Consider the following 19,828-nt stretch of genomic DNA (forward strand, 5'->3'; position numbering starts at 1 on the left):
GGTGCGATTCAGCCGATCTGCGCGTTCTTGGAGACGGTCACCTGGTCGATGTCGGAGGTGCGCACGGTCACGGCGACCTTCCAGTCGCCGGCCATGGGGATCTGCACGCTGCTCGTCGCCCAGTGTCCGGTGGTGATGTGGTCGGGGTTGACGGGCAGCGGCCCGATCTTCTTGGCGTCCAGCGTGAAGGCGACCTTCACCTCGGGGATGTCGAAGGCGCGCCCGTTGGGCCGCTGGACGAAGACGTGCATGTCGTTGCCGCCCACGCGTGCGGGGTCGAGGTCCACGGACACGACGCCCTTGCCGTCCGCGCCGCCCGTGTCGAACGGCATGGTCAGGGTCAGCGCGCCGGACGACGCGTCAGCGCCGGCAGAGGACGACGAGGACGACGAGGTGGCCGCCTTGGCCTCCTGTTCCGTGCGTCCGGGCTCGGTCTGCGTCAGCACGGTGGTGACGGCGAGCAGGACGACGGCGACGCCCGCCTCGGCGAGTACGGAGCGCCGTAGGCCGAACCGGTCGGGGTCGGCGTCGCGCTGCCGCTTCTGCCGAGCGGTGGCCATGGCGGCCTTCTGGCGGGCGAGTTGGGTGGCGCGCTCGGAGTCGGCGGGCACCGCGGAGTCACCGGAGGCCCGGGACTCTTCGGCGGTCTCGGGCTCGTCAGGCTCCTCGGAGCCGGTGGTGGACGCGGTGCCACCCTCGGCTGTGGAGCCACGAGCAACCCTCGGTCCTGCGCCGGCCGAGGAGTCGGCGGACGCCGTCGCCGTCTTCGCCGAGCCTGCTCCGGCCCGGGCGGTGGCCGGCTCCTTCACACTCAGGTCGTCGCCCTCCGACGTCGTGTCCTGCTCCACCGCTTCCTTGTGCGCCTGCACGATGGCGGTGTCCGCCAGCCGTGCCGTCCACCGCCGGGAGATCCCCGCGATGCCGACGAGCAGCGCCACGAGTCCGATCTTGACGAGCAGCAGCTGTCCGTACGTCGTGTCGGTGAACGCCGACCAGGAGCCGAGCTGGCGCCAGGACTGGTAGATGCCGGTCGCGACGAGCGCGAGGACGCTGCCGAAGGCGACTTTGGAGAAACGGCGTACTGCCGCGGCCTCGATCGGAGTGTCGGACCGGTACAGCGCCACGAGGAGTGCGCACAGGCCGCCGAGCCATGCGGCCACGGCCAGCAGATGGACGACGTCGACGGGCATCGCGACGCCCGGCTGGAGCCCGGTGGAGGCGTGCTCCGCCATCGCCCAGCTCGCCGCGAGCCCGGCGGCCACCACGGATCCACCGATCGCGAGCCCGAACGTCAGGTCCCGCTTCTCCTCGTCGTCCCTTGAATCAGGCAGTCGGCGCGAAGCGTCGTCGTTCGGGGTGGTGGTGGGAGACGGGCGGGCGTAGGCGCCGAAGAGCACGGCGATGAACAGGGCCGCCGCGGCGAGCAGCAGCAGCCGGGAGATCAGTGCCGCGCCCGACTTGGTCTGCAGCACCTGCCCGAGCAGGCTCAGGTCGAAGATGGCGCCGACCTTGCCGGAGCTGGTGTAGGAGCCGCGCAGGAGCAGCAGCAGGAGGGTGGCCGAGGTGAGCGCGAGCCACCCGGAGACCACGAACCGCTGCAGCGCCCGTACGCCGGAGCCGCGCCGCCAGCAGGCGAGGACGAAGGCGGCGCCGCCGACCATGACGATGAAGCCGGCGTACGACACATACCGGCCGAAGCCGTACAGCCGGCCGACGATCCCGCCGCCCACCGTCCGGTCGGTGACCGAGACGGTGGTGGTGGAGGGGGCGCCGATGGAGAAGGTGAAGGCGCCGGCGACGGGGTGGCTGTCCGCGGACACGACCTGCCAGGCCACCGTGTAGGTGCCGTCCGACAGGCCGCTGTGCAGCGGCACGGCGTACGACGTGCCGCTCACGTTGGACGGTTTCCCGGTGTCGACGCGCTTGCCCTTGGGGTCGAGGACGCGCAGCGAGTCGTCGGAGGTGGCGACCTTCTCGGAGAAGGTGAGGGTGACCTGGCTGGGTGCCTTGTCGACCACCACCCCCTGGGCGGGGTCGCTGCCGGTCAGCGCTGCATGCGCGGAAGCCGGTCCGGCGCCGGCGAGGAGCACGCCGAGGACGGCCAGGAACAGCAGCGCCAGGGTCCGCATACGGCGGGGGGTGATGGTCCGGGTCACAGTGGTCCCTCCCTCAGTGGCCGGTCGCGGGGTTGTACGTGGCCGACTTGACCGGCATCTCAACCTTGATCGGGCCGGACTTGGCGAAGTGCAGTTCGAGGGTCACTTTCTCGCCCTGCTTCGGCTTGCGCTTCAGGTTCTCGAACATCAGGTGATTGCCGCCGCTCTTGAACACGAGTTGACCGTGAGCGGGGACATCCAGGGACTTGACCTCCTCCATGGACTGCCCGACCGTCTCGTGGACGGTCACGCTGCCCGCGGCGTCGCTGGTGACGGAGGTCAGTTCGTCCTTGGTGCCGCCCTTGTTGGCGATGGTGAGGAAGCCCGCGGCCATGTCGGAGACGGGCTGGGGCATGTAGGAGGAGCTGACGGACAGGTCGGCCTTCGCGTCGCCGGAGCCGCCGCAGCCCGCCAGAGCCAGGGCTCCCGCCAGTACCGCGGCGGGAGCGACGGAGTGCCTCACGGGTTCTCCCCCTTGATGATCTTGGGGAGGTCCTTGGTGTAGTCGTCGACGGTGGCGTCGTCGCCGTAGAGGACATAGCCGCCGTCGGTCTTCGGCGAGAATGCGATGACCTGGGTGCCGTGGACCGAGACGGTCTTGCCGGTCTTCTTGTCCTTGTGGGTCGGCTCGATGGAGATGCCCAGGGTGCGGGCGCCGGCCTGGATGGTGGAGAAGTCGCCGGTCAGACCCACGAACTGGGGGTCGATGCCCTTGAGCCACTTGCCGAGTTCGGCCGGGGTGTCGCGCTGGGGGTCGGTGGTGACGAACACCACCCGCAGCTTGTCCTGTTCGGCCTTGGGCAGCTGCTTCTTGGCGACGGCGAGGTTGTTCATCGTCAGCGGGCAGATGTCGGGGCAGTGGGTGTAGCCGAAGTAGATCAGCGTCGGCCGGCCCGCGGTCTCCTTGCGGAAGTCGTACTTCTTGCCAGTGGTGTCGGTGAGGACGAGGTCCGGCTTCTCGAACGGCTTGTCGAGAACGGTCGCGGCCTTCTGCGAGGTGTCCTCGGAGACCACGGCGACGGGCGAGTTGCTGTCGTCACCGCTGCCGCAGGCGGAGAGGGTCAGGGTGGCGGCGGCGAGCAGCGCGGCCGCGGCGAACGTCTTCTTGCGCATAGAAAAATGTCCCAGATGTGAGAGCTCCGGTGTGCACCGGGGGCGTACGGCCCCCGGTGCACAACACGGAAGAACGGGCCTCAGGCGTCGCTGCGACGACGTCCGGCGAGCACGCCGTACGCCACGCCGAGCGCGCCGACGACGATGCCCACGACGCCGAGCACGCGCGCCGTGGTGTCGCTGCCGTCGGAGGCGGTGGAGGCGGCGGTGTTCTCGGTGGTCTGTGACTCGTCGGAGGCGTCCTTGGCGGTCGAGCCGTGCGAGTGGCCGTCCTCGGAGGCGGCGGACAGGGTGAGCACGGGGGCCGGGTTCTGGGGCTCCTCCGTGCCGTCCTTCTGTACCTCGATCCAGCGCACGACCTCGTTGTCGGAGTACGTCTGGAGGGCCTTGAAGGTCAGTTCGTCGGCGTCCTCGGGCAGCGCGCCGACGGAGACCGGGAACTTCTCGAAGTAGCCGGGTTCGACGCCCTTGCCGTCGGCGGTCCAGGTGATCTTGGAGACGGCCTCGCTGATCTTCTTGCCGTGCACGTCGAGCGGTTTGGCGAGCTTGGACTTGGTGACCTTGATGTTCCAGCCGTTGATCGGCTCCGGCAGGGCGGAGGCCAGCGGGTGGTCGGCCGGGAAGGTCACCTCGAGCTTGGTGGTCGAGGCGTCGTCGCGCTCGTTGGGGACCTTGAAATCGACGACCGCGTAACCGCCCTTGGCGGCCGTGCCCTCGGGCTGCACCGTGACGTGCGCGAACGCGGGCGCGGACAGGACGACGACGGCACAGGCGGCGAGGGCGCCGGTGGCGGCGAGACGGGAAGCCTTCATGAACGGATGCACTCCACTTCGGGTTTCGAGTGAGTTCCGGTGGTCGGAGGAACGCGTGCGCATGGATGCCGGAAAAATGGATGCCGGAAAATGCGGGCACGCGCGTGTGCCGCACGACGGCGGCCCCGGTCCCACGGATGTGGAGTGGCGGTCGCGTCGCGTCAGGCGGCGAGGACGAGGGCTGCGGCCGGCGGGCCGCGCCTGATCACCGTGTGCTGGAGTGCGGTGGTACGGGGTTTCGGCGGCGCGAGCAGCGCGGTGCGCGGCGGTCGCGGGCCCGCCTCGGGCGCGGCCGGGAGCCCGGCACGCAGGGCGCGCACCAGCGCGAGCGCCGCGCGCAGGGACCGTACGAATGCGCCCTCGGCCATGGAGTGGGCCGAGAGTTCCATGAGCCGCAGCAGGGCCAGGTCGCCGCGGCGCAGCAGCCAGCCGGCGGCGATCGCCGCGAGGATGTGGCCGAGCAGCATCGGCAGGGACGGCAGCAGCGAGGCCGGGGAGGTGGCGGCGGACAGGGCGTCCGCCGGATGGCGCATGGAGCTCATGTCCATGCTCATGGCGGTGTCCGGGGAGATCCGGGCGTCGGCGAGGAGCCTGCGGGCCTGTGCGGGGCTGATCGCCGCAGCCGTCGTCCCGCACACGAGCCGCGCCGCCCGCTCCACCAGTGAGGCGTCTGACGTCGACGTCATGGAGGACATCGACATCGCGCCCGAGGAGACCGTCTGCTGTCCCAGCCCGAACAGCGTGTGCAGCAGGGTCTGTCCGGCTGCGAGCAGTGCCGCGATCCCGGTCAGCGAGCGCACGCGCCCGGCGAGCGGTGCCGCGACCAGGACGGCCCCCAGGAAGCCCGCGCCCAGCGTCCACAGCGGAACCGTGGCGCAGGAGGCGAGGGTGTGACCGCCCGCGGCCAGCACGACGCAGACCGCGGCGAACACCGCGGCCCGCAGTATCCGGAGATCGTTTCCGGAGCGCGTGGTGCGCTGGTGGGGGGCAGTCATGGCGGGCTCATCATCGCACTGGGCCCCCGGCAGCCATACGGCAGGTCCGCAAGGTTCCCTGCCGAGCGGAAGATCACTTTCTGGTACGACCGGCCCGCGCATACACCGATTCCTTTTCGGACGCATCGCCCATATGGGCGGCATCACGTCAACTCCGTGCTTACGCACGGCTGCGGGCGGCAATAAGAAACGGTATGTCGAGCCGCGGCCGGGAGGCTGGAGCATGAGCATCTGGTGGTCACTCCACTTGCGGCGTGAAGCTGCGAGCGTTCCGCTCGCCCGACGCCTCCTGCTCGGCACGATGGAGACGGCGGGCGTCGACCCCGACGTCTGCTACGACATCTCCGTCGCCCTCACCGAGGCCTGTGCGAACGCCGTCGAGCACGGCGGGGGCGCGGTGCACGGCGCCTCCTCGGAGGCGTACCGGGTCACCGCCTACCTCGACGGCGAGAAGTGCCGTATCGAAGTCACCGACTCGGGCCCGGGGTTCGCCTTCTCCGCGACCCCCCGCCCCACCCGCCCCGAGGCCGAGCACGGCCGGGGCCTCGGGCTGATCAAGGAGCTGGCCGACCACGTCCACGTCGGCCACAAGCCGGGGCGTACGGGCACGGTGGTGAGCTTCGACAAGATCCTCAAGTGGCGGGACGACTCACCGCTGATGGCGGTGTGAGGGGCCCCAGAGTCCTTGGCATTCGCAGCTGGTTCTCGTCCGGCGCCGTGATGTCCACGCTCCAGGACACGGAACTGCTCTGCACGGCGGTCCCGTTGGGCCTCAGGCATGTGCAGGCGGCGCCCGCGGCGTCCTGGAGGCGGGCGGTATGTCCACCGCGGCGGGCCGCGAAGCCCTGTCCGCCCTCGACGCCGACCTGCACACGCGCGCGTGGAGCCTCATGGGGGAGTGCGAGCCTCCTGGCGGGTGCGCTGTTCCTGGACGCGCTGCCGGTCGGCACGCGCGCGGTCCCTGTGAGCCGGAGGCTCCCTCAGGCCCCCTCCAGCACCTTGCCGAGGACCTCCAGCGCCTCCGGATACGCCCGCTCCCGAGGCGTCCCGTACCCGATCACGAGCCCCTGCGGCCGCCCCTCGCCGGGCGTGTGCCAGTGGTCTCCCAGGTGCCCGACGGCGAGTCCCTCGGCTTCGGCCCGCTTCAGCGCCGCTTCCTCGTCGGCGACCTCCACGAGCGCATGCAGCCCGGCGGCGATCCCGCGCACGTCGTGCTTTCCGCCCAGCCGGTCCAGGAGCTGGTCCCTGCGTCTGCGGTATCTGAGCCGGCACGCGCGCACGTGCCGGTCGTAGGCATGGCTGTCGATGAGTTCGGCGAGCGCCAACTGGCCGATGGACTCGGTGTGGTGGTCGCTGTGCAGCTTGGCGTCGGCGACCGCGTCGACCAGGTGCGGCGGCAGCACCATCCAGCCGAGCCGCAGCGCGGGCCCGAGCGTCTTCGAGGCGGTGCCCAGATAGACGACCCGCCCCGGCGCCATCCCCTGGAGCGCGCCCACGGGCTGCCGGTCGTAGCGGAACTCCCCGTCGTAGTCGTCCTCGACGATCAGCCCGCCACGCGCGCGTGCCCAGTCCGTGAGCGCCCGCCGCCGCTCGGGGTGCAGCGTCACACCGGTCGGGTACTGGTGCGCCGGCGTGACGACGACAGCCTTGAGGTCCCCCAACTCCTGGGAGCACAGACCCCGTTCGTCCACCGGTACCGGCACCACACGTCCCCCGTTGCGCCGCACCACCTCCCGGTGGAACGGCAGCCCCGGGTCCTCCATGGCGATCTCCGCACCGTCCAGCACGCGCGTGAGCAGTGCCAGCCCCTGCACATACCCGGAAGTGATCACGATCCGCTCGGGCGGCGCGACGACTCCCCGCGCCCGTCCCAGATACCCCGACAGCGCGGTCCGCAGCTCGATACGGCCGCGCGGATCCCCGTAGTCGTACGCCAGCAGCGGCGCCGTCGCGATGGCCCGCCGCAGCGCCCGCAGCCAGGCCGCCGCCGGAAACGCCCCGACGTCCGGACTGCCGGGCCGCAGATCGAAACGCGGGGTACGCGCGCGTGCGGCCGCCTCCGGCGCGTCGGCGTCCAGGGAGGGCAACGAGGCGACCTGGGTACCGGACCCCTGCCGGGCCGTCAGATACCCCTCGGCGACCAGCTGATCGTAGGCGGCCTTGGCCGTCCCGCGCGAGACACCGAGCACGGTGGCGAGCCGCCGGGTGGCGGGCAGCCGAGTCCCGGGCGCGAGCCGCCCGTCCCGCACGGCGTCCCTGAGCGCCCGCTCCAGCCCGACCCGCCGCCCGTCATGGGAATCGGGCTCGAGATGCAGGTCGACTCCGACGCCGGACCAGAAGTCGTCCACGACGACGCTCCCCCCAAGGTTGTTGATTCCAGGCACGTCAATGGCCGGGCACCTCCCTGGTACCCGGCCATCCGTCTCGTATCAGCTCTTGAGCGAGGCCATCCAGGCCTCGACCTCGTCGGACCGGCGCGGCAGCCCGTCCGACAGGTTCCGGTTGCCGTCGGCCGTCACGAGGATGTCGTCCTCGATCCGGACCCCGATCCCCCGGTACTCCTCCGGCACCGTCAGGTCGTCGGCCTGGAAGTACAGCCCCGGCTCGACCGTGAGCACCATCCCGGGCTCCAGCGTCCCGTCGACGTACGACTCCACGCGCGCGGCAGCGCAGTCGTGCACGTCCATGCCGAGCATGTGTCCCGTGCCGTGCAGCGTCCACCGCCGCTGCAGCCCGAGCTCCAGCACCCGCTCCACGGGCCCTTCGACGAGCCCCCACTCGACGAGCCGCTCGGTGAGCACACGCTGCGCGGCGTCGTGGAAGTCGCGGTACTTGCCGCCTGGCTGCACGGCCGCGATGCCGGCCTCCTGGGCGTCGTACACGGCGTCGTAGATCTTCTTCTGGATCTCGGTGAAGCGCCCGTTGATGGGCAGGGTGCGCGTGACGTCGGCCGTGTAGTACGTGTGCGTCTCGACGCCGGCGTCCAGGAGCAGCAGGTCGCCCGAGCGCACCGGCCCGTCGTTGCGCACCCAGTGCAGCGTGCAGGCGTGCGGCCCGGCGGCGGCGATCGTGCCGTAGCCGACGTCGTTGCCCTCCACGCGCGCGCGGAGGAAGAACGTGCCCTCGATGTACCGCTCGGAGGTCGCCTCCGCCTTGTCCAGAACGCGTACGACGTCCTCGAAGCCGCGCACCGTCGAGTCGACGGCCTTCTGCAGCTCGCCGATCTCGAACTCGTCCTTGACCAGCCGCGCCTCGGAGAGGAAGACCCGCAGCTCCTCGTCGCGCTCGGCGGTGACCTTGTCGGTCAGCGCGGCCTCGATCCCGGCGTCGTACCCGCGCACGACCCGCACCGGACCGGTGGCCTCGCGCAGCGCGTCGGCCAGCTCGCGCACGTCGGAGGCGGGGATGCCGTACAGCTTCGCCGCCTCGGTGAGCGAGTGCCGGCGGCCGACCCACAGCTCGCCCTGGCCGGAGAGCCAGAACTCGCCGTTCTCCCGGTCGGAGCGCGGCAGGAGGTAGATCGTCTCCTGGTGACCGTCCGCGGTCGGCTCCAGGACCAGGACGCCGTCCTCGGTCTGGTTGCCGGTGAGGTACGCGTACTCGACGGACGCACGGAAGGCGTACTCCGTGTCGTTCGAACGGGTCTTGAGGTTGCCCGCAGGGATCACCAGACGCTCACCCGGGAACCGCGCCGACAGCGCGGCGCGCCGCGCGGCGGTCTCGGCGGCCTGGGCGATCGGCTCCAGGTCGTGCAGCTCCGTGTCGGCCCAGCCGGACTTCATGTTCTCGGCCAGCTCGTCGGACACGCCCGGGTACAGGCCGTTCTTGCGCTGCTTGATCGGCTCTTCCGACTCTTCCGGGCCCGCTGCGGTAGCAGCAGATGTCTCAGCCGGTGTGAGCTCGTCGGCCACGGTCATCCTCCTCGATACGGCACTGGACCCCCTCCATCGTACGGTCGTACGGAAGGGGGCCCAGGGCGGGAAGACCTGTTACCGGCTCCTTACTCGAACCGCGCCGCCAGCAGTACGACGTCCTCCTCGCCGTCCGCCTTGTCCAGCCCGTCCGGCAGGACCGTCCGCAGCACATGGTCGGCGATCGCGTCCGGGTCGTGCCGCAGCGCCCTGGGAACACCGGCCGCCGCCGCGTGCAGCCGGGCGAATGCGCGGTCGGTGGGGTCGCCGGTGCGGTGCAGCAGACCGTCGGTGTAGAGCAGCACCGTTTCGCCGCGCTCCGCCTGGAACTCCGTGCTCGGCGCCTCCCAGCAGGCGAGCATCCCGAGCGGCGCGGACACGGACGTCTCCACGAACTCCGTGCGCCGCTCACCGACCAGCAGCGGCGGGCAGTGCCCGGCACCGGCCAGCGTGATCTTGCGCAGGGAGGGCTCGCAGTAGGCGAACAGGGCGGTCGCGGAGCGGGCGGGCTCGGTGAGGCGGAGCAGCAGCTCCAGGTCGGACAGGACCGCCACCGGGTCCTCGCCCTCCATCACGGCGTACGCGCGAAGGGACGCCCGCAGCCGCCCCATCGCGGCGACCGCGCTCGGCCCGGAACCGGTGACCGAGCCCACCGCGAGACCCAGCGTGGCGTCGGGCAGCGGCAGCGCGTCGAACCAGTCGCCGCCGCCGCGCGGGCCGGTGCGGTGGCGGGCGGCGAGCTGGACGCCGGCCACCCGGGGGAGCCGGGACGGCAGCAGCTCCTCGGCCATCGTCGTCATGCACGCGCGCGTGCGTTCCACCTCCACCAGCCGGGCCAGGTGCTCGCCGGCGTAGCGGGCGTAGAGCCCGACGAGGTGGCGCTGCCGTTCGAGCGGTTCGGCGGGCTCGTCGTAGAGCCAGACGGCGGCTCCGAGACGGCCCGGGCGCTCACCGGCCAGGGGGAGGGCGTAGCAGGCGGCATAGCCGAGACGGGCGGCCACCTCGCGATGCCGGGGGTCGAGCCCGTCCTCGGCGAAGAGGTCCGGCTGGGCGATCTCGCCGTCCCCGCCCGGCAGTCCCTCGAGGATGCGGCCGTACGACATGGCGCTGCGCGGCACCGTCTCGATGTGCCCGAGGTCGGCGCGGGCGAGGCCGAGGCCGATGGTGGTGTCCGGTCCGAGGCCGTCGACCGGTTCCAGCACGACAAGACCGCGCCGGGCGCCGACGAGGGCGGCTCCGGCGCGCAGCAGTTCCGTGAGGGCGTCCGCGAGTGAGTCCGTGCGGTTCAGGCGTTCGGTGAGTTCATGGAGGGTCGTGAGGTCCGAGACCCAGCCGGCCAGCCGGTCGGTGAGCAGCGCCCCCGGGGGGTTGGGCAGCGGGACCGGAGAGGTGGCCGGGGCTGCGGGCGCAGGCGCGACAGTGTGGGCGGGCGACGGAACCGTTGAATCGATTCCGGCCACTTTCGGAGGGTGAGGGGCGTTCATGGCATCCGGCTTCCCGACCGGTGCGTATTGCTCAAAAGCATCGCAAACCCCCATGTCATTCTGCGCCGCTAGCAGTGTCTCCACATGTACACGCACTCGTAAGGGGATGTCCAGCATTGTCCTGCTGGGATTCCTGGTGTCCATGGGCACCGAGTGATCCCCTTGCCTAAAAGCAAATTTGGCTTAAAACTGACTCGGGTAACGGGGTATTGCGGTCGACTGGGCTTGCTCGACGGAGCGTCACAGCGGTCGTGATGGGTACGTACTCGGAGAAGGCCAGGGGTGGTGGACCGCCACCCGGAACCTGGTGACCCACTCCGGGCGTCTTAGCCACCGACGACCGAGCCCCATCCTCCCGCGGCGGAGGCGAAGAGAAATACGCGCGACGGCAAAACGCCAGACTTCGCCACCCCCACGCCACGCCCATGCTTTTGATGGACGCAGCATGGACGCGACTGCCGCGGATGCAGTCAATGTTCGGCCCATAGGGGTTCCCCTTGCCCAGAGCAGGGGTGTGATGCGCCAACAGGTACGCACAGTGAAGTGATCGACACATGGTGTGATGTGGCCCCCACGGTGTTGCCAGCGGTGCAACGGAAAGGAACGAGCGCTCATGCGCGAGATCCTCGGAAGGCGACGCAGGCTCCTGTCCAAGCGCAGCGACGGAAGGCCTGAGTTGATCAGCGCGGCCCTGACCTTCGCGACGGAATGGCAGTGGCCCGTACTCCCAGGTGTGGCGGCGGACCCGCAGGCGCGTTCCCGCTGCGGCTGCCCCGACGCGGAGTGCACGGTGCCCGGCGCACATCCCTTCGACCCCGGCCTCCTCACGGCCACCACCGACGCCCGCATGGTGCGCTGGTGGTGGAGCAACCGGCCTGCCGCACCCGTCATCCTGGCCACCGGCGGCAAGGCCCCCTGCGCGGTGAGCATGCCGGCCCTCGCGGCCTCCCAGGCCCTGACCGCACTCGACCGCACGGGCATGCGCCTCGGCCCGGTCGTCGCCTCGCCGAGCCGCTGGGCGATCCTCGTCAAGCCGTACAGCATGGAACAGTTGGGCGAGCTCCTCTACGCCAAGGACTTCGTCCCCGGCTCCCTCCGCTTCCATGGCGAGGGCGGCTATGTGGCCCTGCCCCCGTCCGAGACCGGCGAGGGCGAGATCCGCTGGGAGCGCGCGCCGCTGCCCGGCTCCGCCGCCCCCTGGGTCCCCGACGTCGAGGCCGTGGTGGACGCGGCCGTCGAGGCCCTCACTCGTACGGGTGTGAGCGCGCCCGAGTTGTAGGGGTGTCCGGCGCGCGCGGGACGGCACGCGTGCGCGTGCTCGTTATCTTCCGCACATGCTGCATGATCCTGGGGGACACCCCCCAGACCCCCGAATCCGACTGCTCGCCATGGCGGGCGTAGTGGTGTGCGCAGTCGTGCTGCCGCTGGCCGTGGCATCCGCGGGACCGGCGGGCGACGAGGGGCACACCGTCGTGCGCGCCCCCGCGCGCGCATCCGTGCGTGCCTCCCCGCGTCCCCAGGACGCCAAGGCGCCCTCCGCCGCTCCCGCCCCTTCCCCACTGCTCGATCTCGGCCTGGACACAGCTGTCCGCTGCGGCCCCGAACTCACCTCCCCCGAAGGCGTCGAGGCGCAGACCTGTGTGCTCACGCAGGGCGAGGACACCTGGGCGCGCACCTACTACCGCAATGTGACCGGCAAGGCCCTGGACTCGGCACTGAGTCTCATGGGACCCGGGGGCCGCACCGTGCAGCTGAGCTGCGCCGTGGGCGCCGAGGACGAGCCGGGGATGTGCGAGACACCCCGGCAGCACACCCGGGGCGCGCTGGACGGCTACACGGCGGTCGCGGAGTTCGCGGGGCGGGCCGGGAACGGTCCGCTGCTGCTGCGCTCGGGGAGCAACTCCGGGAAAGACACCGGGAGTTGACGGGCGACCGCAGCTCGTAAAGGAACCGCGCGCATGAAAAGACCCGGTTGCTGGCGACGGGGGATGCACCAGCAACCGGGCTACTGGAACGGTAACAAGAGATCCGCGGTTCGCAAATTCGATCCGGGCTTTCCAGTCACGTATCTGCTTGTTCCCAGCGGGACTTGTGAGCGGAGTCACCGGTTCCGAAAGATCGGGTTCGACTGACTGGTCGGTCAGCCGGACCCGGTTTCGTCACTCTTCGTCAACTCAGTGTGACCTGGCGGTTGGTGAGGCCGCCGCGGGCGCGGCGCTCGTCGGCCGTCAGCGGTGCGCCCGAGGCGAGGGCCGTCGCGAGGCGCTCGGCGAACTCGGCCGCCGGCTTCTCGATGTCGTCCGCGCCGACCTCGCTCGGCAGGTCCCAGACCGGGACGGTGAGCCCGTGAGCGCGGAAGGAACCCACGAGACGGGTGCCCTCCCCGAGGTTCGACCGGCCCGCCGCGTGCAGCCGCGCGAGGGCGTCCAGAAGCTGCTCCTCCGGGTGCGGCATGACCCAGCGCAGATGGTTCTTGTCCGGCGTCTCGCACCAGTACGCGGCGTCCACCCCGGTGAGCTTCGCGGTCGGGATGGCCGCGGCGTTGGCCCGCTCCAGGGAGGCGGCCACCTCCGGCGTGGCGTTCTCGGAGTCCGGGACCCAGAACTCGAAGCCGCTGTGCACAACTGGCTCGAACACGCCTTCGGGATCGAGCAGATCCTGCAGTCGCGGACCGTCGGCGGGAGCGCGCCGGCCCTCGACCGGAGTGCCGGGCTCCGCGGTCAGCGCGCGCTGGAGGGTGTCGGCGAGGTCGCGGCTGATGTCGCCGGACGCCGTGTCGTTCTGCAGGCCCAGCAGCACGGAGCCGTCGTCGCGGCGCAGGGCCGGCCAGGCCATCGGCAGCACCGTCGCCAGCGTGAGGGACGGGACGCCCTCGGGCAGGCCGCCCTTCAGGGGCAGCTCCACCGTGGCGGCCGGCACCAGCTCACGCAGCGCCACCCAGTCGCACTCGCCCGCAAGCCCCTCGAAGGGACGGTGCACCAGTTCGGTCACGGCGTGTGCGGCGGCCCGCCCATGACAGGCCTTGTAGCGGCGGCCACTGCCACACGGGCAGGGCTCGCGGGCGCCGACGACCGGGACCTCGCCCTCCGTGATCTGCGGGCGCTTGGCCTTCGTCTGGGGTCGCTTCTTGGCCATCGTGGGTGTCTCCCGGTTACGGCTCGTCTGGTACGGCGGGAGCCTAGCCGTTCACGCCGTGCGCCACGGGGACCTGTGGACAGCCAGGTGTTCAGTCCAGGTCGTCGAACGCGTCCGCGAAGTCCAGGCCGGGCATCGCCGGAATCCTCGACACCGTCGGCGCGGTGACGCGCGTAGCGAAGTCGTCGCAACGCAGCCGGGCGTCCGGGTCGTGGACGTCCTCGTGCACGACGACCCACACGGTGACCTCGCCCCGGGCGTCGTCCCGTACGCCCCAGTCGTCGGCCAGCGCGGTGATGATGTTCAGCCCGCGGCCGCCGTGCGCGGTGACCGAGGGGGTGGCCGGAGCCGGGCGGGTGGGCCCGCCGCCGTCCGTCACCTCCACCGTGAGCCGACCGCTCGGGTCGACCCGCCATGCGGCCCGGACGTCGCCGTCCCCGGCCAGGGCGTCGCCCAGTGGCCGGCCGTGCTTGCACGCGTTGCTCAAGAGTTCGGAAAGAATGAGTACGGCATCGTCGATCACGGCGTCCGACACGCCGCCCGAGCGAAGTTGCTCGCGCATACGGTGTCGCGCCTTCCCCACGCCCGCAGGGCCATGGGGTACGGCCATGCTCGACGACGTGGGCACCTCCTGTGCCACCACCAACGCCACCCCCGAGACCTCCTTTGCCCCACGCCACGGTGTGGATGCCCCATTGGCCTGTACCGGAAACCGGCCAATCCACGTTCAGTGACGCATTCGCAACGATCGAATACGGAGCGAATGCGCCGGGGCACTCCCTGTAGCCGTGTGGCTGGATTTCGACTGTGGCCGAGTCTGGAGGATGGTGCCCGAGTGCCTGGTGGGTCAAGGGTTCTTCACAGGTCTTTACCGGTGACGAAAGGCGACGAACCGTAGTGACGAACAGTGAGGAACGCCGCTCAGCGGCCGAGCTGACGCAGAACCGCACGTGGGCGGTTGGTGATGATGGCGTCGATGCCCAGGTCGACGCAGAGGTCCACGTCCTCGGGCTCGTTCACCGTCCACACGTGCACCTGGTGCCCGGCCGCCTTCAGGCGCTCGATGTACGCGGGGTGATTGCGCACGATCCGGATCGAGGGGCCCGCGATCCGGACACCCGCCGGCAGCCGTCCGTCGCGCAGCCGGGGCGAGACGAACTGCAGCAGATAGACCGTCGGCAAAGTCGGCGAGGCGGCACGTACGCGATGCAGCGAGCGCGCCGAGAAGCTCATCACGCGCACGGGCGACTCGGCGGCCGACGCCGGGGCGTCAAGACCGAACCGCTTCAGCAGCACCAGCAGCCGCTCCTCCACCTGCCCGGCCCAGCGCGTCGGGTGCTTGGTCTCGATCGCCAGCTCCACCCGCCGACCCGCGTCGGCGACCAGTTCCAGCAGCCGCTCCAGGGTCAGTACGGAGGTGTCCTCCCGGTCCTCGGGGCGGAACTCCCAGTCGGGCTCCTCGTCGCGCGTGCGCCACAGCTCCCGCGTCTTGCGCGAGCCGAAGTCCAGGGCGGCGAGCTCCGCCAGCTCCAGGGCCGAGACCGCCCCGCGGCCGTTGGACGTACGGTTGACGCGACGGTCGTGGACGCACACGAGATGGCCGTCAGCCGTCAGGCGTACATCGCACTCGAGGGCGTCCGCACCGTCCTCGATCGCCCTCTTGTATGCGGCCAGGGTGTGCTCGGGGGCCTCTTCGGAGGCTCCGCGGTGGGCGACGACTTGAATCCGGTGCCGGCGTGCGTGGGTCACCGCGTCATGGTGCCATCGCAGGGGGGTAGTCGTGCGATCGGAGGAGCATAGATTGCGCCCCTTTTGCCTGTCATGGCCTATATAAAGAATGGCCCCGGACCCACAGGCACCGCTTATGGTGCCCTGACGGCTCATGGGAAAAGCTGACGGCATACAAAAGAACATGCACAGCTGCATCGCGCCGGACCGTCGAGAACGTGAACGAGCGTGACCGAGTGCGACCGAGAACAACAGCCGTGGACCGAGGAGAGAAGCTGTGAGCACCGAGAACGAGGGCACCGCGGTACCCCCGGCCCCGTCCGCACCCCCCGTGCCGGTGGACGCTCCCACTCCGTCGGCATCCGCCGCCCCCGAGGGGAGCGATCACACGGCCCCGCTTCCGCCCGTACCTCCGAGCGCCCCCGGCGCGCAGGAGCACACGCAGGAGCAGCAGCCGGCGCCCGCGGGCTCGGCCCCGGACGCCTCCTGGCCGCCCCCGGCCATGCCCTCCTACGCCGACGACGGCTCCGGCGGCGCGGGCTCCGGCTGGGGCTCCTCGTACCAGCAGCAGCCCGCACCGAAGTCCGGCCGCGGCGGACTCGTGGCCGCGATCCTGGTGGCCGCGCTGGTCGCCGGCGGCCTGGGCGGCGGCCTCGGCTACACGCTGGCCAAGAACAACGACGAGAACACCGGTTCCACCACGGTCTCCGCCGCCACCAGCGGCGGCGCCGTCAAGCGGGACGCGGGCACGGTCGCGGGCGTGGCCGCCAGGGCGCTGCCGAGCACGGTCACCATCGAGGCCGAGTCCACCAGCGGCGAGGGCGGCACCGGCACCGGGTTCGTCTTCGACACCCAGGGCCACATCGTCACCAACAACCACGTCGTCGCGGACGCGGTCGACGGCGGCAAGCTCACGGCGACCTTCCCGAACGGCAAGAAGTACGACGCCGAGGTCGTCGGCCACGCGCAGGGCTACGACGTGGCGGTCATCAAGCTCAAGAACGCCCCGTCGGACCTCAAGCCCCTGACCCTGGGCGACTCCGACAAGGTGGCGGTGGGCGACTCCACGATCGCCATCGGCGCCCCCTTCGGCCTGTCCAACACGGTCACGACGGGCATCATCAGCGCGAAGAACCGCCCGGTGGCCTCCAGCGACGGCTCCGGCAGCAGCAGTGCGTCGTACATGAGCGCCCTGCAGACGGACGCCTCGATAAACCCGGGCAACTCCGGCGGTCCGCTGCTGGATGCGGCGGGCGACGTCATAGGCATCAACTCCGCGATCCAGTCCACCGGCAGCGGCGGCCTCGGCGGCTCCAGCCAGTCCGGCTCGATCGGCCTGGGCTTCGCCATCCCGATCAACCAGGCCAAGTACGTCGCCCAGCAGCTGATCAAGACCGGCAAGCCGGTCTACGCGAAGATCGGCGCGTCCGTCTCCCTGGCGGACTCCTCCAGCGGCGCGAAGATCACTGAGCAGGGCGCCGGCGGCTCCGCTGCGGTCGAGTCCGGCGGCCCGGCCGACAAGGCGGGCCTCAAGCCCGGTGACGTCATCACCAAGCTCGACGACCGCGTCATCGACTCCGGCCCCACCCTGATCGGCGAGATCTGGACGCACAAGCCCGGCGACCAGGTCACGATCACCTACGAACGCGACGGCAAGTCCCACACGGTCCAGCTCACCCTGGGCGCGCGACAGGGCGACAGCTGACCTCGCGGTTCGGACCCGGTGCGGACCATGGCCCGCACGACGCACGCAGGGCCGGTACGCTGTACCCGCTCCGCCCCTGGTGGGCGGCAGCGGGGTGGGTTGCCCGAGCGGCCTAAGGGAACGGTCTTGAAAACCGTCGTGGCGCGAGTCACCGTGGGTTCAAATCCCACACCCACCGCTGGTTGCTTGGGCCTTGGTGCCGGAACGATTCCGGCACCAAGGCCCTCTTGCTTCCTGTGGCAACAACACGCTTCCGCGTCTCGGCCCGGGTCCTCCTGCCGACGTTCTTCCTCGCGGCGTGCACGTCAGGGCCCGGCGCCGGACCGGTGCATGCGAACGCGGTCTCCCCGAGCCGAACCACCACGACCGCGGCACAGCAGGAGAAGAAGCTCGGTGCAGAAGCCCGGTCGGCCCTGTAAGCCGCCGCGACCGGCGTGACGGTGGCCTCCGGTCTGGAACGCGTTTCGGACGGACTGCACACTGATCCTGGCCTCTCCGCGGGCACCGCATACCGTCTGACCGTGATCTGTGCCGGCATCGGAACCGGCGCCATCGAGTTCGCACCGGCAGGCGCGGTGGCCGGGAAGCCGTTTTCCTGCGACGGGACGACGGCCGTGGATTGCTTCACCGCGAAGCGCGCGCAGCACGTCGACATCAACGGCGGCCGGTGCGCCACGGGATGACTGCCTGGCGGATCGAAAGGGCGTGAGCCGGACCGGCCGGCTACAGCTCGCAGTCCCGGGCCAGCCCCTCCCAGTCCACCCCGCGCAACGAACCCTCGGCATCGCATTCGCAAGGCACCCGAGTGGTCGGCTGGAACCAGATGACCGTCAGGGCCGAGTGGTACAGGACCGGGTCGTGGGACGGGTCCAGTGCCGAGGACCGGAAGGAGCCGACGCAGGCGACGGACGGCAGGACCTCGACGGGGCCGAAGCCGCCCGCGTACTGGTCCGGGTATGCGCGCGGGGGCGGGACGAGGTGGACCGGAGTGGCGGGGGACGTGCGTGCGGCGGTGTCGAGCAGGCCCTCGATCACCATGTCGTTGACCGGTTTGCAGGGATAGCCCGGGCAGTCCTCGGGCATGCCTCCGTACGTCGACGACAGCCGCAGCGCGGCGAGGTCGACCGAGCGGCCGGAGGAGAGGACCACGCGGGCCAGCGACATGGTCCGCGCTCTCGGGCGGTCGTGCATGGACGTCCTCTGCTCAGGTGCTCACGTGCTCATGTCTCGTCCGCCTCACGGCCGGTGCCCCGTCATCCGCGCCGCGGACGCGATCGTCGCCCGTGCCTCGCGTTCCGACAGGCCGGTGTTGAGTGCCGCGTCCAGTAAGGGGGCGACCAGGGCCGGCCCTATGCCGTTCTCGTACGCGCGGCAGGCGGCCCAGAACAGGCGGGTGTTGCGCTGTCCCTCGTGCGCGGCGAGGACGAACTGGACGAGGCCCTGGCCGTGGTCGCCGGCCGACGGGTGCGTCGAGGGGTGGACCGGGCGCGGCGGCGGCAGCAGGAGACGCAGGAGGGCCGGCGGGCAGGCGGCGGGCGCGAGATGAGCCGTGCCGGGTGCGGTCGTGTAGACGCCGTGGTCGGTGCGGGAGCCGGGGCCGACGAGGTAGCCGCCGGCGCCGCGGATGTCGATGCCGGGGGCGAGACGGCCGGCGGAGTTGGGGACGGCGGCGTCGGGCGGGCCGCTCAGCCAGAGGTGGCGGCCGCCGCTGGGGGTGAGGACGACGACCGTCTCGGGGATCGTGAAGAGGTGGCGCAGGGCGAGTTCGCGCAGGGCCGCCGAGGAGTCCGTACCGGATTTCGTGTCGAGGTCGACGCCGATCAGACGGTGGGGCGGAAGGCCGCAGGCGATGCCGTAGCCGGTCGCCCAGGGGGCCGCGGCGAACAGTTCGCGGATGCGTGCCGGGTCGGTCGAGGCGTCGTACACCCCGTGTCCGAGGCGGCCGCACTCGCCGTGGCAGGGCTGGGGGTCGGGGTCGTCGTGGTGGGGGGAGCGCAGGGCCGGGAGTTTCGTCCGGGACAGGGGAATGACGGCCAGTCCGCGCTCGGCGGCTGACAGGGCGTGTGCGAGGGCCAGCGTCGTGGCCTGCCGGTCGGTGGTGGCCATGCCTCCATGCTCGTACACGCGTTCGAAAAAGGGAAGAGGGGTCCGGCTCGACGCGCCGGGGAGTGGAGGTTGGCCGGAAAATTGCCGGGCCACCGCGCCCCTTGCGGCGCTTGGGAGGGAGGTGTCCGGACTGTCCCGACCTGGGCGTTGAAAGTGGCGATAGGGGTTTATCGACTTGTCGTAGCACTTGAGGAGGAATCGTGGCTTCCGGTGTGGTTCGCCGGGGTTCGGTGGGCAACTCTGATCTTGCGACGTCGTGCACAGCGCCGGGGCGGTCGGCCAACTGCCTCGGTAACAGCCGTACTTCACGTTGGTGTTCTGGAGGAACAACATGGCAAGCATCCGTACCGCCCGCGTCATCGCCGCCGTCTCCGCCCTTCCGCTGGCAGCCGCACTGTTCGCCGGCGTCGCGGCGGCGGACAACGGCGCCGTCGCGGACAACGGATCGAACGCGGGTGTCGCAAGCGTCGTCGGCAGCGGCGTCGGAGACGACAACAACGGCAACTCCTCGACCACACAGCAGAACGCGGTCGGCTCCGGTGCCTCGAACCAGAGCAACACCGCCCAGGTCAAGGGCTCCGCGTTCACGGCCGTCAACCAGGGGAACAGGAACGTGGCCATCAACTTCACCGAACTGTGGTGAGTCGACTCCCCTGATCTGAAAGGTCAGGGGGTGCGCTGGA

General features: G+C 70.9%; 19 protein-coding genes, 1 tRNA gene and 1 pseudogene. 8 read left to right on the forward strand and 13 right to left on the reverse strand.

Annotation, left to right across the window (positions count from 1 at the left end; all coding sequences use genetic code 11):
• Positions 1 to 8 precede the first annotated feature (8 nt).
• The 5 genes from AB0N07_RS12150 to AB0N07_RS12170 form a co-directional block, all read right to left on the reverse strand.
• On the reverse strand, positions 9 to 2,156 hold the full coding sequence (locus AB0N07_RS12150; protein ID WP_365834137.1) for a copper resistance protein CopC: 2,148 nt from the start codon (positions 2,154 to 2,156) through the stop codon (positions 9 to 11).
• 13 nt (positions 2,157 to 2,169) lie between these two features.
• Positions 2,170 to 2,619, reverse strand: coding sequence for a copper chaperone PCu(A)C (locus AB0N07_RS12155; RefSeq protein ID WP_365834138.1), 450 nt, complete (start codon positions 2,617 to 2,619; stop codon positions 2,170 to 2,172).
• Positions 2,616 to 3,269, reverse strand: coding sequence for an SCO family protein (locus AB0N07_RS12160; RefSeq protein ID WP_365834139.1), 654 nt, complete (start codon positions 3,267 to 3,269; stop codon positions 2,616 to 2,618). Before AB0N07_RS12160 ends, AB0N07_RS12155 begins: the two co-directional genes overlap by 4 nt.
• 80 nt (positions 3,270 to 3,349) lie before the next feature.
• Positions 3,350 to 4,081, reverse strand: a complete 732-nt coding sequence (locus AB0N07_RS12165) for a YcnI family protein (protein ID WP_365834140.1) — start codon at positions 4,079 to 4,081, stop codon at positions 3,350 to 3,352.
• Between the two features lie 161 nt (positions 4,082 to 4,242).
• Complete coding sequence (locus AB0N07_RS12170) at positions 4,243 to 5,076, reverse strand: hypothetical protein (RefSeq protein WP_365834141.1); 834 nt, start codon at positions 5,074 to 5,076, stop codon at positions 4,243 to 4,245.
• 223 nt (positions 5,077 to 5,299) lie between these two features.
• Here AB0N07_RS12170 and AB0N07_RS12175 point away from each other — a divergent pair, with 223 nt between their 5' ends.
• Together AB0N07_RS12175 and AB0N07_RS12180 are read left to right on the forward strand one after the other, a co-directional pair.
• Positions 5,300 to 5,746: an ATP-binding protein gene (locus AB0N07_RS12175; RefSeq protein WP_365834142.1), complete on the forward strand. Its 447-nt coding sequence runs from the start codon at positions 5,300 to 5,302 to the stop codon at positions 5,744 to 5,746.
• Between the two features lie 47 nt (positions 5,747 to 5,793).
• Positions 5,794 to 6,018, forward strand: a pseudogene (locus AB0N07_RS12180) (triphosphoribosyl-dephospho-CoA synthase); the annotation flags it as partial.
• A gap of 38 nt (positions 6,019 to 6,056) precedes the next feature.
• Here the strand turns inward: AB0N07_RS12180 and AB0N07_RS12185 are convergent.
• From AB0N07_RS12185 to AB0N07_RS12195, 3 genes are all read right to left on the reverse strand, one after another.
• Complete coding sequence (locus AB0N07_RS12185; RefSeq protein ID WP_365834143.1) at positions 6,057 to 7,424, reverse strand: PLP-dependent aminotransferase family protein; 1,368 nt, start codon at positions 7,422 to 7,424, stop codon at positions 6,057 to 6,059.
• An 81-nt stretch (positions 7,425 to 7,505) separates the two neighbouring features.
• Positions 7,506 to 8,987, reverse strand: a complete 1,482-nt coding sequence (locus tag AB0N07_RS12190; protein WP_365834144.1) for an aminopeptidase P family protein — start codon at positions 8,985 to 8,987, stop codon at positions 7,506 to 7,508.
• A gap of 89 nt (positions 8,988 to 9,076) precedes the next feature.
• On the reverse strand, positions 9,077 to 10,588 hold the full coding sequence (locus AB0N07_RS12195; protein ID WP_365834167.1) for a PP2C family protein-serine/threonine phosphatase: 1,512 nt from the start codon (positions 10,586 to 10,588) through the stop codon (positions 9,077 to 9,079).
• Between the two features lie 496 nt (positions 10,589 to 11,084).
• On the opposite strand from AB0N07_RS12195, the gene AB0N07_RS12200 reads away from it, so the two are divergent.
• Both AB0N07_RS12200 and AB0N07_RS12205 read left to right on the forward strand, forming a co-directional pair.
• Positions 11,085 to 11,750, forward strand: coding sequence for a bifunctional DNA primase/polymerase (locus tag AB0N07_RS12200; protein ID WP_365834145.1), 666 nt, complete (start codon positions 11,085 to 11,087; stop codon positions 11,748 to 11,750).
• A 109-nt stretch (positions 11,751 to 11,859) separates the two neighbouring features.
• Entirely contained in the window at positions 11,860 to 12,396 is a 537-nt protein-coding gene (locus AB0N07_RS12205; protein WP_365834146.1) for a hypothetical protein, read from the forward strand.
• Between the two features lie 244 nt (positions 12,397 to 12,640).
• Here AB0N07_RS12205 and AB0N07_RS12210 read toward each other — a convergent pair whose 3' ends face one another.
• The 3 genes from AB0N07_RS12210 to AB0N07_RS12220 all read right to left on the reverse strand — a co-directional run bounded on the left by AB0N07_RS12210 (position 12,641) and on the right by AB0N07_RS12220 (position 15,355).
• Positions 12,641 to 13,606, reverse strand: coding sequence for a DUF5926 family protein (locus AB0N07_RS12210; RefSeq protein ID WP_365834147.1), 966 nt, complete (start codon positions 13,604 to 13,606; stop codon positions 12,641 to 12,643).
• Positions 13,607 to 13,697: 91 nt separating this feature from the next.
• Entirely contained in the window at positions 13,698 to 14,216 is a 519-nt protein-coding gene (locus AB0N07_RS12215) for an ATP-binding protein (protein WP_365834168.1), read from the reverse strand.
• A 311-nt stretch (positions 14,217 to 14,527) separates the two neighbouring features.
• Positions 14,528 to 15,355: a glycerophosphodiester phosphodiesterase gene (locus tag AB0N07_RS12220; RefSeq protein WP_365834148.1), complete on the reverse strand. Its 828-nt coding sequence runs from the start codon at positions 15,353 to 15,355 to the stop codon at positions 14,528 to 14,530.
• A gap of 256 nt (positions 15,356 to 15,611) precedes the next feature.
• Between AB0N07_RS12220 and AB0N07_RS12225 the strand changes: the two genes are divergently transcribed.
• The 3 genes from AB0N07_RS12225 to AB0N07_RS12235 all read left to right on the forward strand — a co-directional run bounded on the left by AB0N07_RS12225 (position 15,612) and on the right by AB0N07_RS12235 (position 17,722).
• Positions 15,612 to 17,039, forward strand: coding sequence for a trypsin-like peptidase domain-containing protein (locus AB0N07_RS12225; RefSeq protein WP_365834149.1), 1,428 nt, complete (start codon positions 15,612 to 15,614; stop codon positions 17,037 to 17,039).
• 93 nt (positions 17,040 to 17,132) lie between these two features.
• Positions 17,133 to 17,217: transfer RNA gene (locus AB0N07_RS12230), tRNA-Ser, on the forward strand.
• Positions 17,218 to 17,473: 256 nt separating this feature from the next.
• Positions 17,474 to 17,722, forward strand: coding sequence for a hypothetical protein (locus AB0N07_RS12235; protein WP_365834150.1), 249 nt, complete (start codon positions 17,474 to 17,476; stop codon positions 17,720 to 17,722).
• 40 nt (positions 17,723 to 17,762) lie between these two features.
• Here the strand turns inward: AB0N07_RS12235 and AB0N07_RS12240 are convergent, their stop codons facing one another.
• Positions 17,763 to 18,230, reverse strand: a complete 468-nt coding sequence (locus AB0N07_RS12240) for a hypothetical protein (protein ID WP_365834151.1) — start codon at positions 18,228 to 18,230, stop codon at positions 17,763 to 17,765.
• A 45-nt stretch (positions 18,231 to 18,275) separates the two neighbouring features.
• Positions 18,276 to 19,145: a bifunctional DNA primase/polymerase gene (locus AB0N07_RS12245; RefSeq protein ID WP_365834152.1), complete on the reverse strand. Its 870-nt coding sequence runs from the start codon at positions 19,143 to 19,145 to the stop codon at positions 18,276 to 18,278.
• Between the two features lie 331 nt (positions 19,146 to 19,476).
• On the opposite strand from AB0N07_RS12245, the gene AB0N07_RS12250 reads away from it, so the two are divergent.
• Entirely contained in the window at positions 19,477 to 19,788 is a 312-nt protein-coding gene (locus AB0N07_RS12250; protein ID WP_365834153.1) for a hypothetical protein, read from the forward strand.
• Positions 19,789 to 19,828 lie beyond the last annotated feature (40 nt).

Origin of the sequence: Streptomyces sp. NPDC051172 (assembly GCF_040682555.1) — a bacterium.
In the GTDB taxonomy this organism is placed as follows: domain Bacteria; phylum Actinomycetota; class Actinomycetes; order Streptomycetales; family Streptomycetaceae; genus Streptomyces.

Bases quoted from the DNA above. Each gene is read 5' to 3' on its own strand.
- AB0N07_RS12250 (WP_365834153.1), top strand. From the start codon at position 19,477: ATGGCAAGCATCCGTACCGCCCGCGTCATCGCCGCCGTCTCCGCCCTT.
- AB0N07_RS12165 (WP_365834140.1), bottom strand. From the start codon at position 4,081: ATGAAGGCTTCCCGTCTCGCCGCCACCGGCGCCCTCGCCGCCTGTGCC.
- AB0N07_RS12215 (WP_365834168.1), bottom strand. From the start codon at position 14,216: ATGGCCGTACCCCATGGCCCTGCGGGCGTGGGGAAGGCGCGACACCGT.
- AB0N07_RS12170 (WP_365834141.1), bottom strand. From the start codon at position 5,076: ATGACTGCCCCCCACCAGCGCACCACGCGCTCCGGAAACGATCTCCGG.
- AB0N07_RS12210 (WP_365834147.1), bottom strand. From the start codon at position 13,606: ATGGCCAAGAAGCGACCCCAGACGAAGGCCAAGCGCCCGCAGATCACG.
- AB0N07_RS12160 (WP_365834139.1), bottom strand. From the start codon at position 3,269: ATGCGCAAGAAGACGTTCGCCGCGGCCGCGCTGCTCGCCGCCGCCACC.
- AB0N07_RS12175 (WP_365834142.1), top strand. From the start codon at position 5,300: ATGAGCATCTGGTGGTCACTCCACTTGCGGCGTGAAGCTGCGAGCGTT.
- AB0N07_RS12195 (WP_365834167.1), bottom strand. From the start codon at position 10,588: ATGCTGGACATCCCCTTACGAGTGCGTGTACATGTGGAGACACTGCTA.
- AB0N07_RS12200 (WP_365834145.1), top strand. From the start codon at position 11,085: ATGCGCGAGATCCTCGGAAGGCGACGCAGGCTCCTGTCCAAGCGCAGC.
- AB0N07_RS12245 (WP_365834152.1), bottom strand. From the start codon at position 19,145: ATGGCCACCACCGACCGGCAGGCCACGACGCTGGCCCTCGCACACGCC.
- AB0N07_RS12240 (WP_365834151.1), bottom strand. From the start codon at position 18,230: ATGCACGACCGCCCGAGAGCGCGGACCATGTCGCTGGCCCGCGTGGTC.
- AB0N07_RS12205 (WP_365834146.1), top strand. From the start codon at position 11,860: ATGGCGGGCGTAGTGGTGTGCGCAGTCGTGCTGCCGCTGGCCGTGGCA.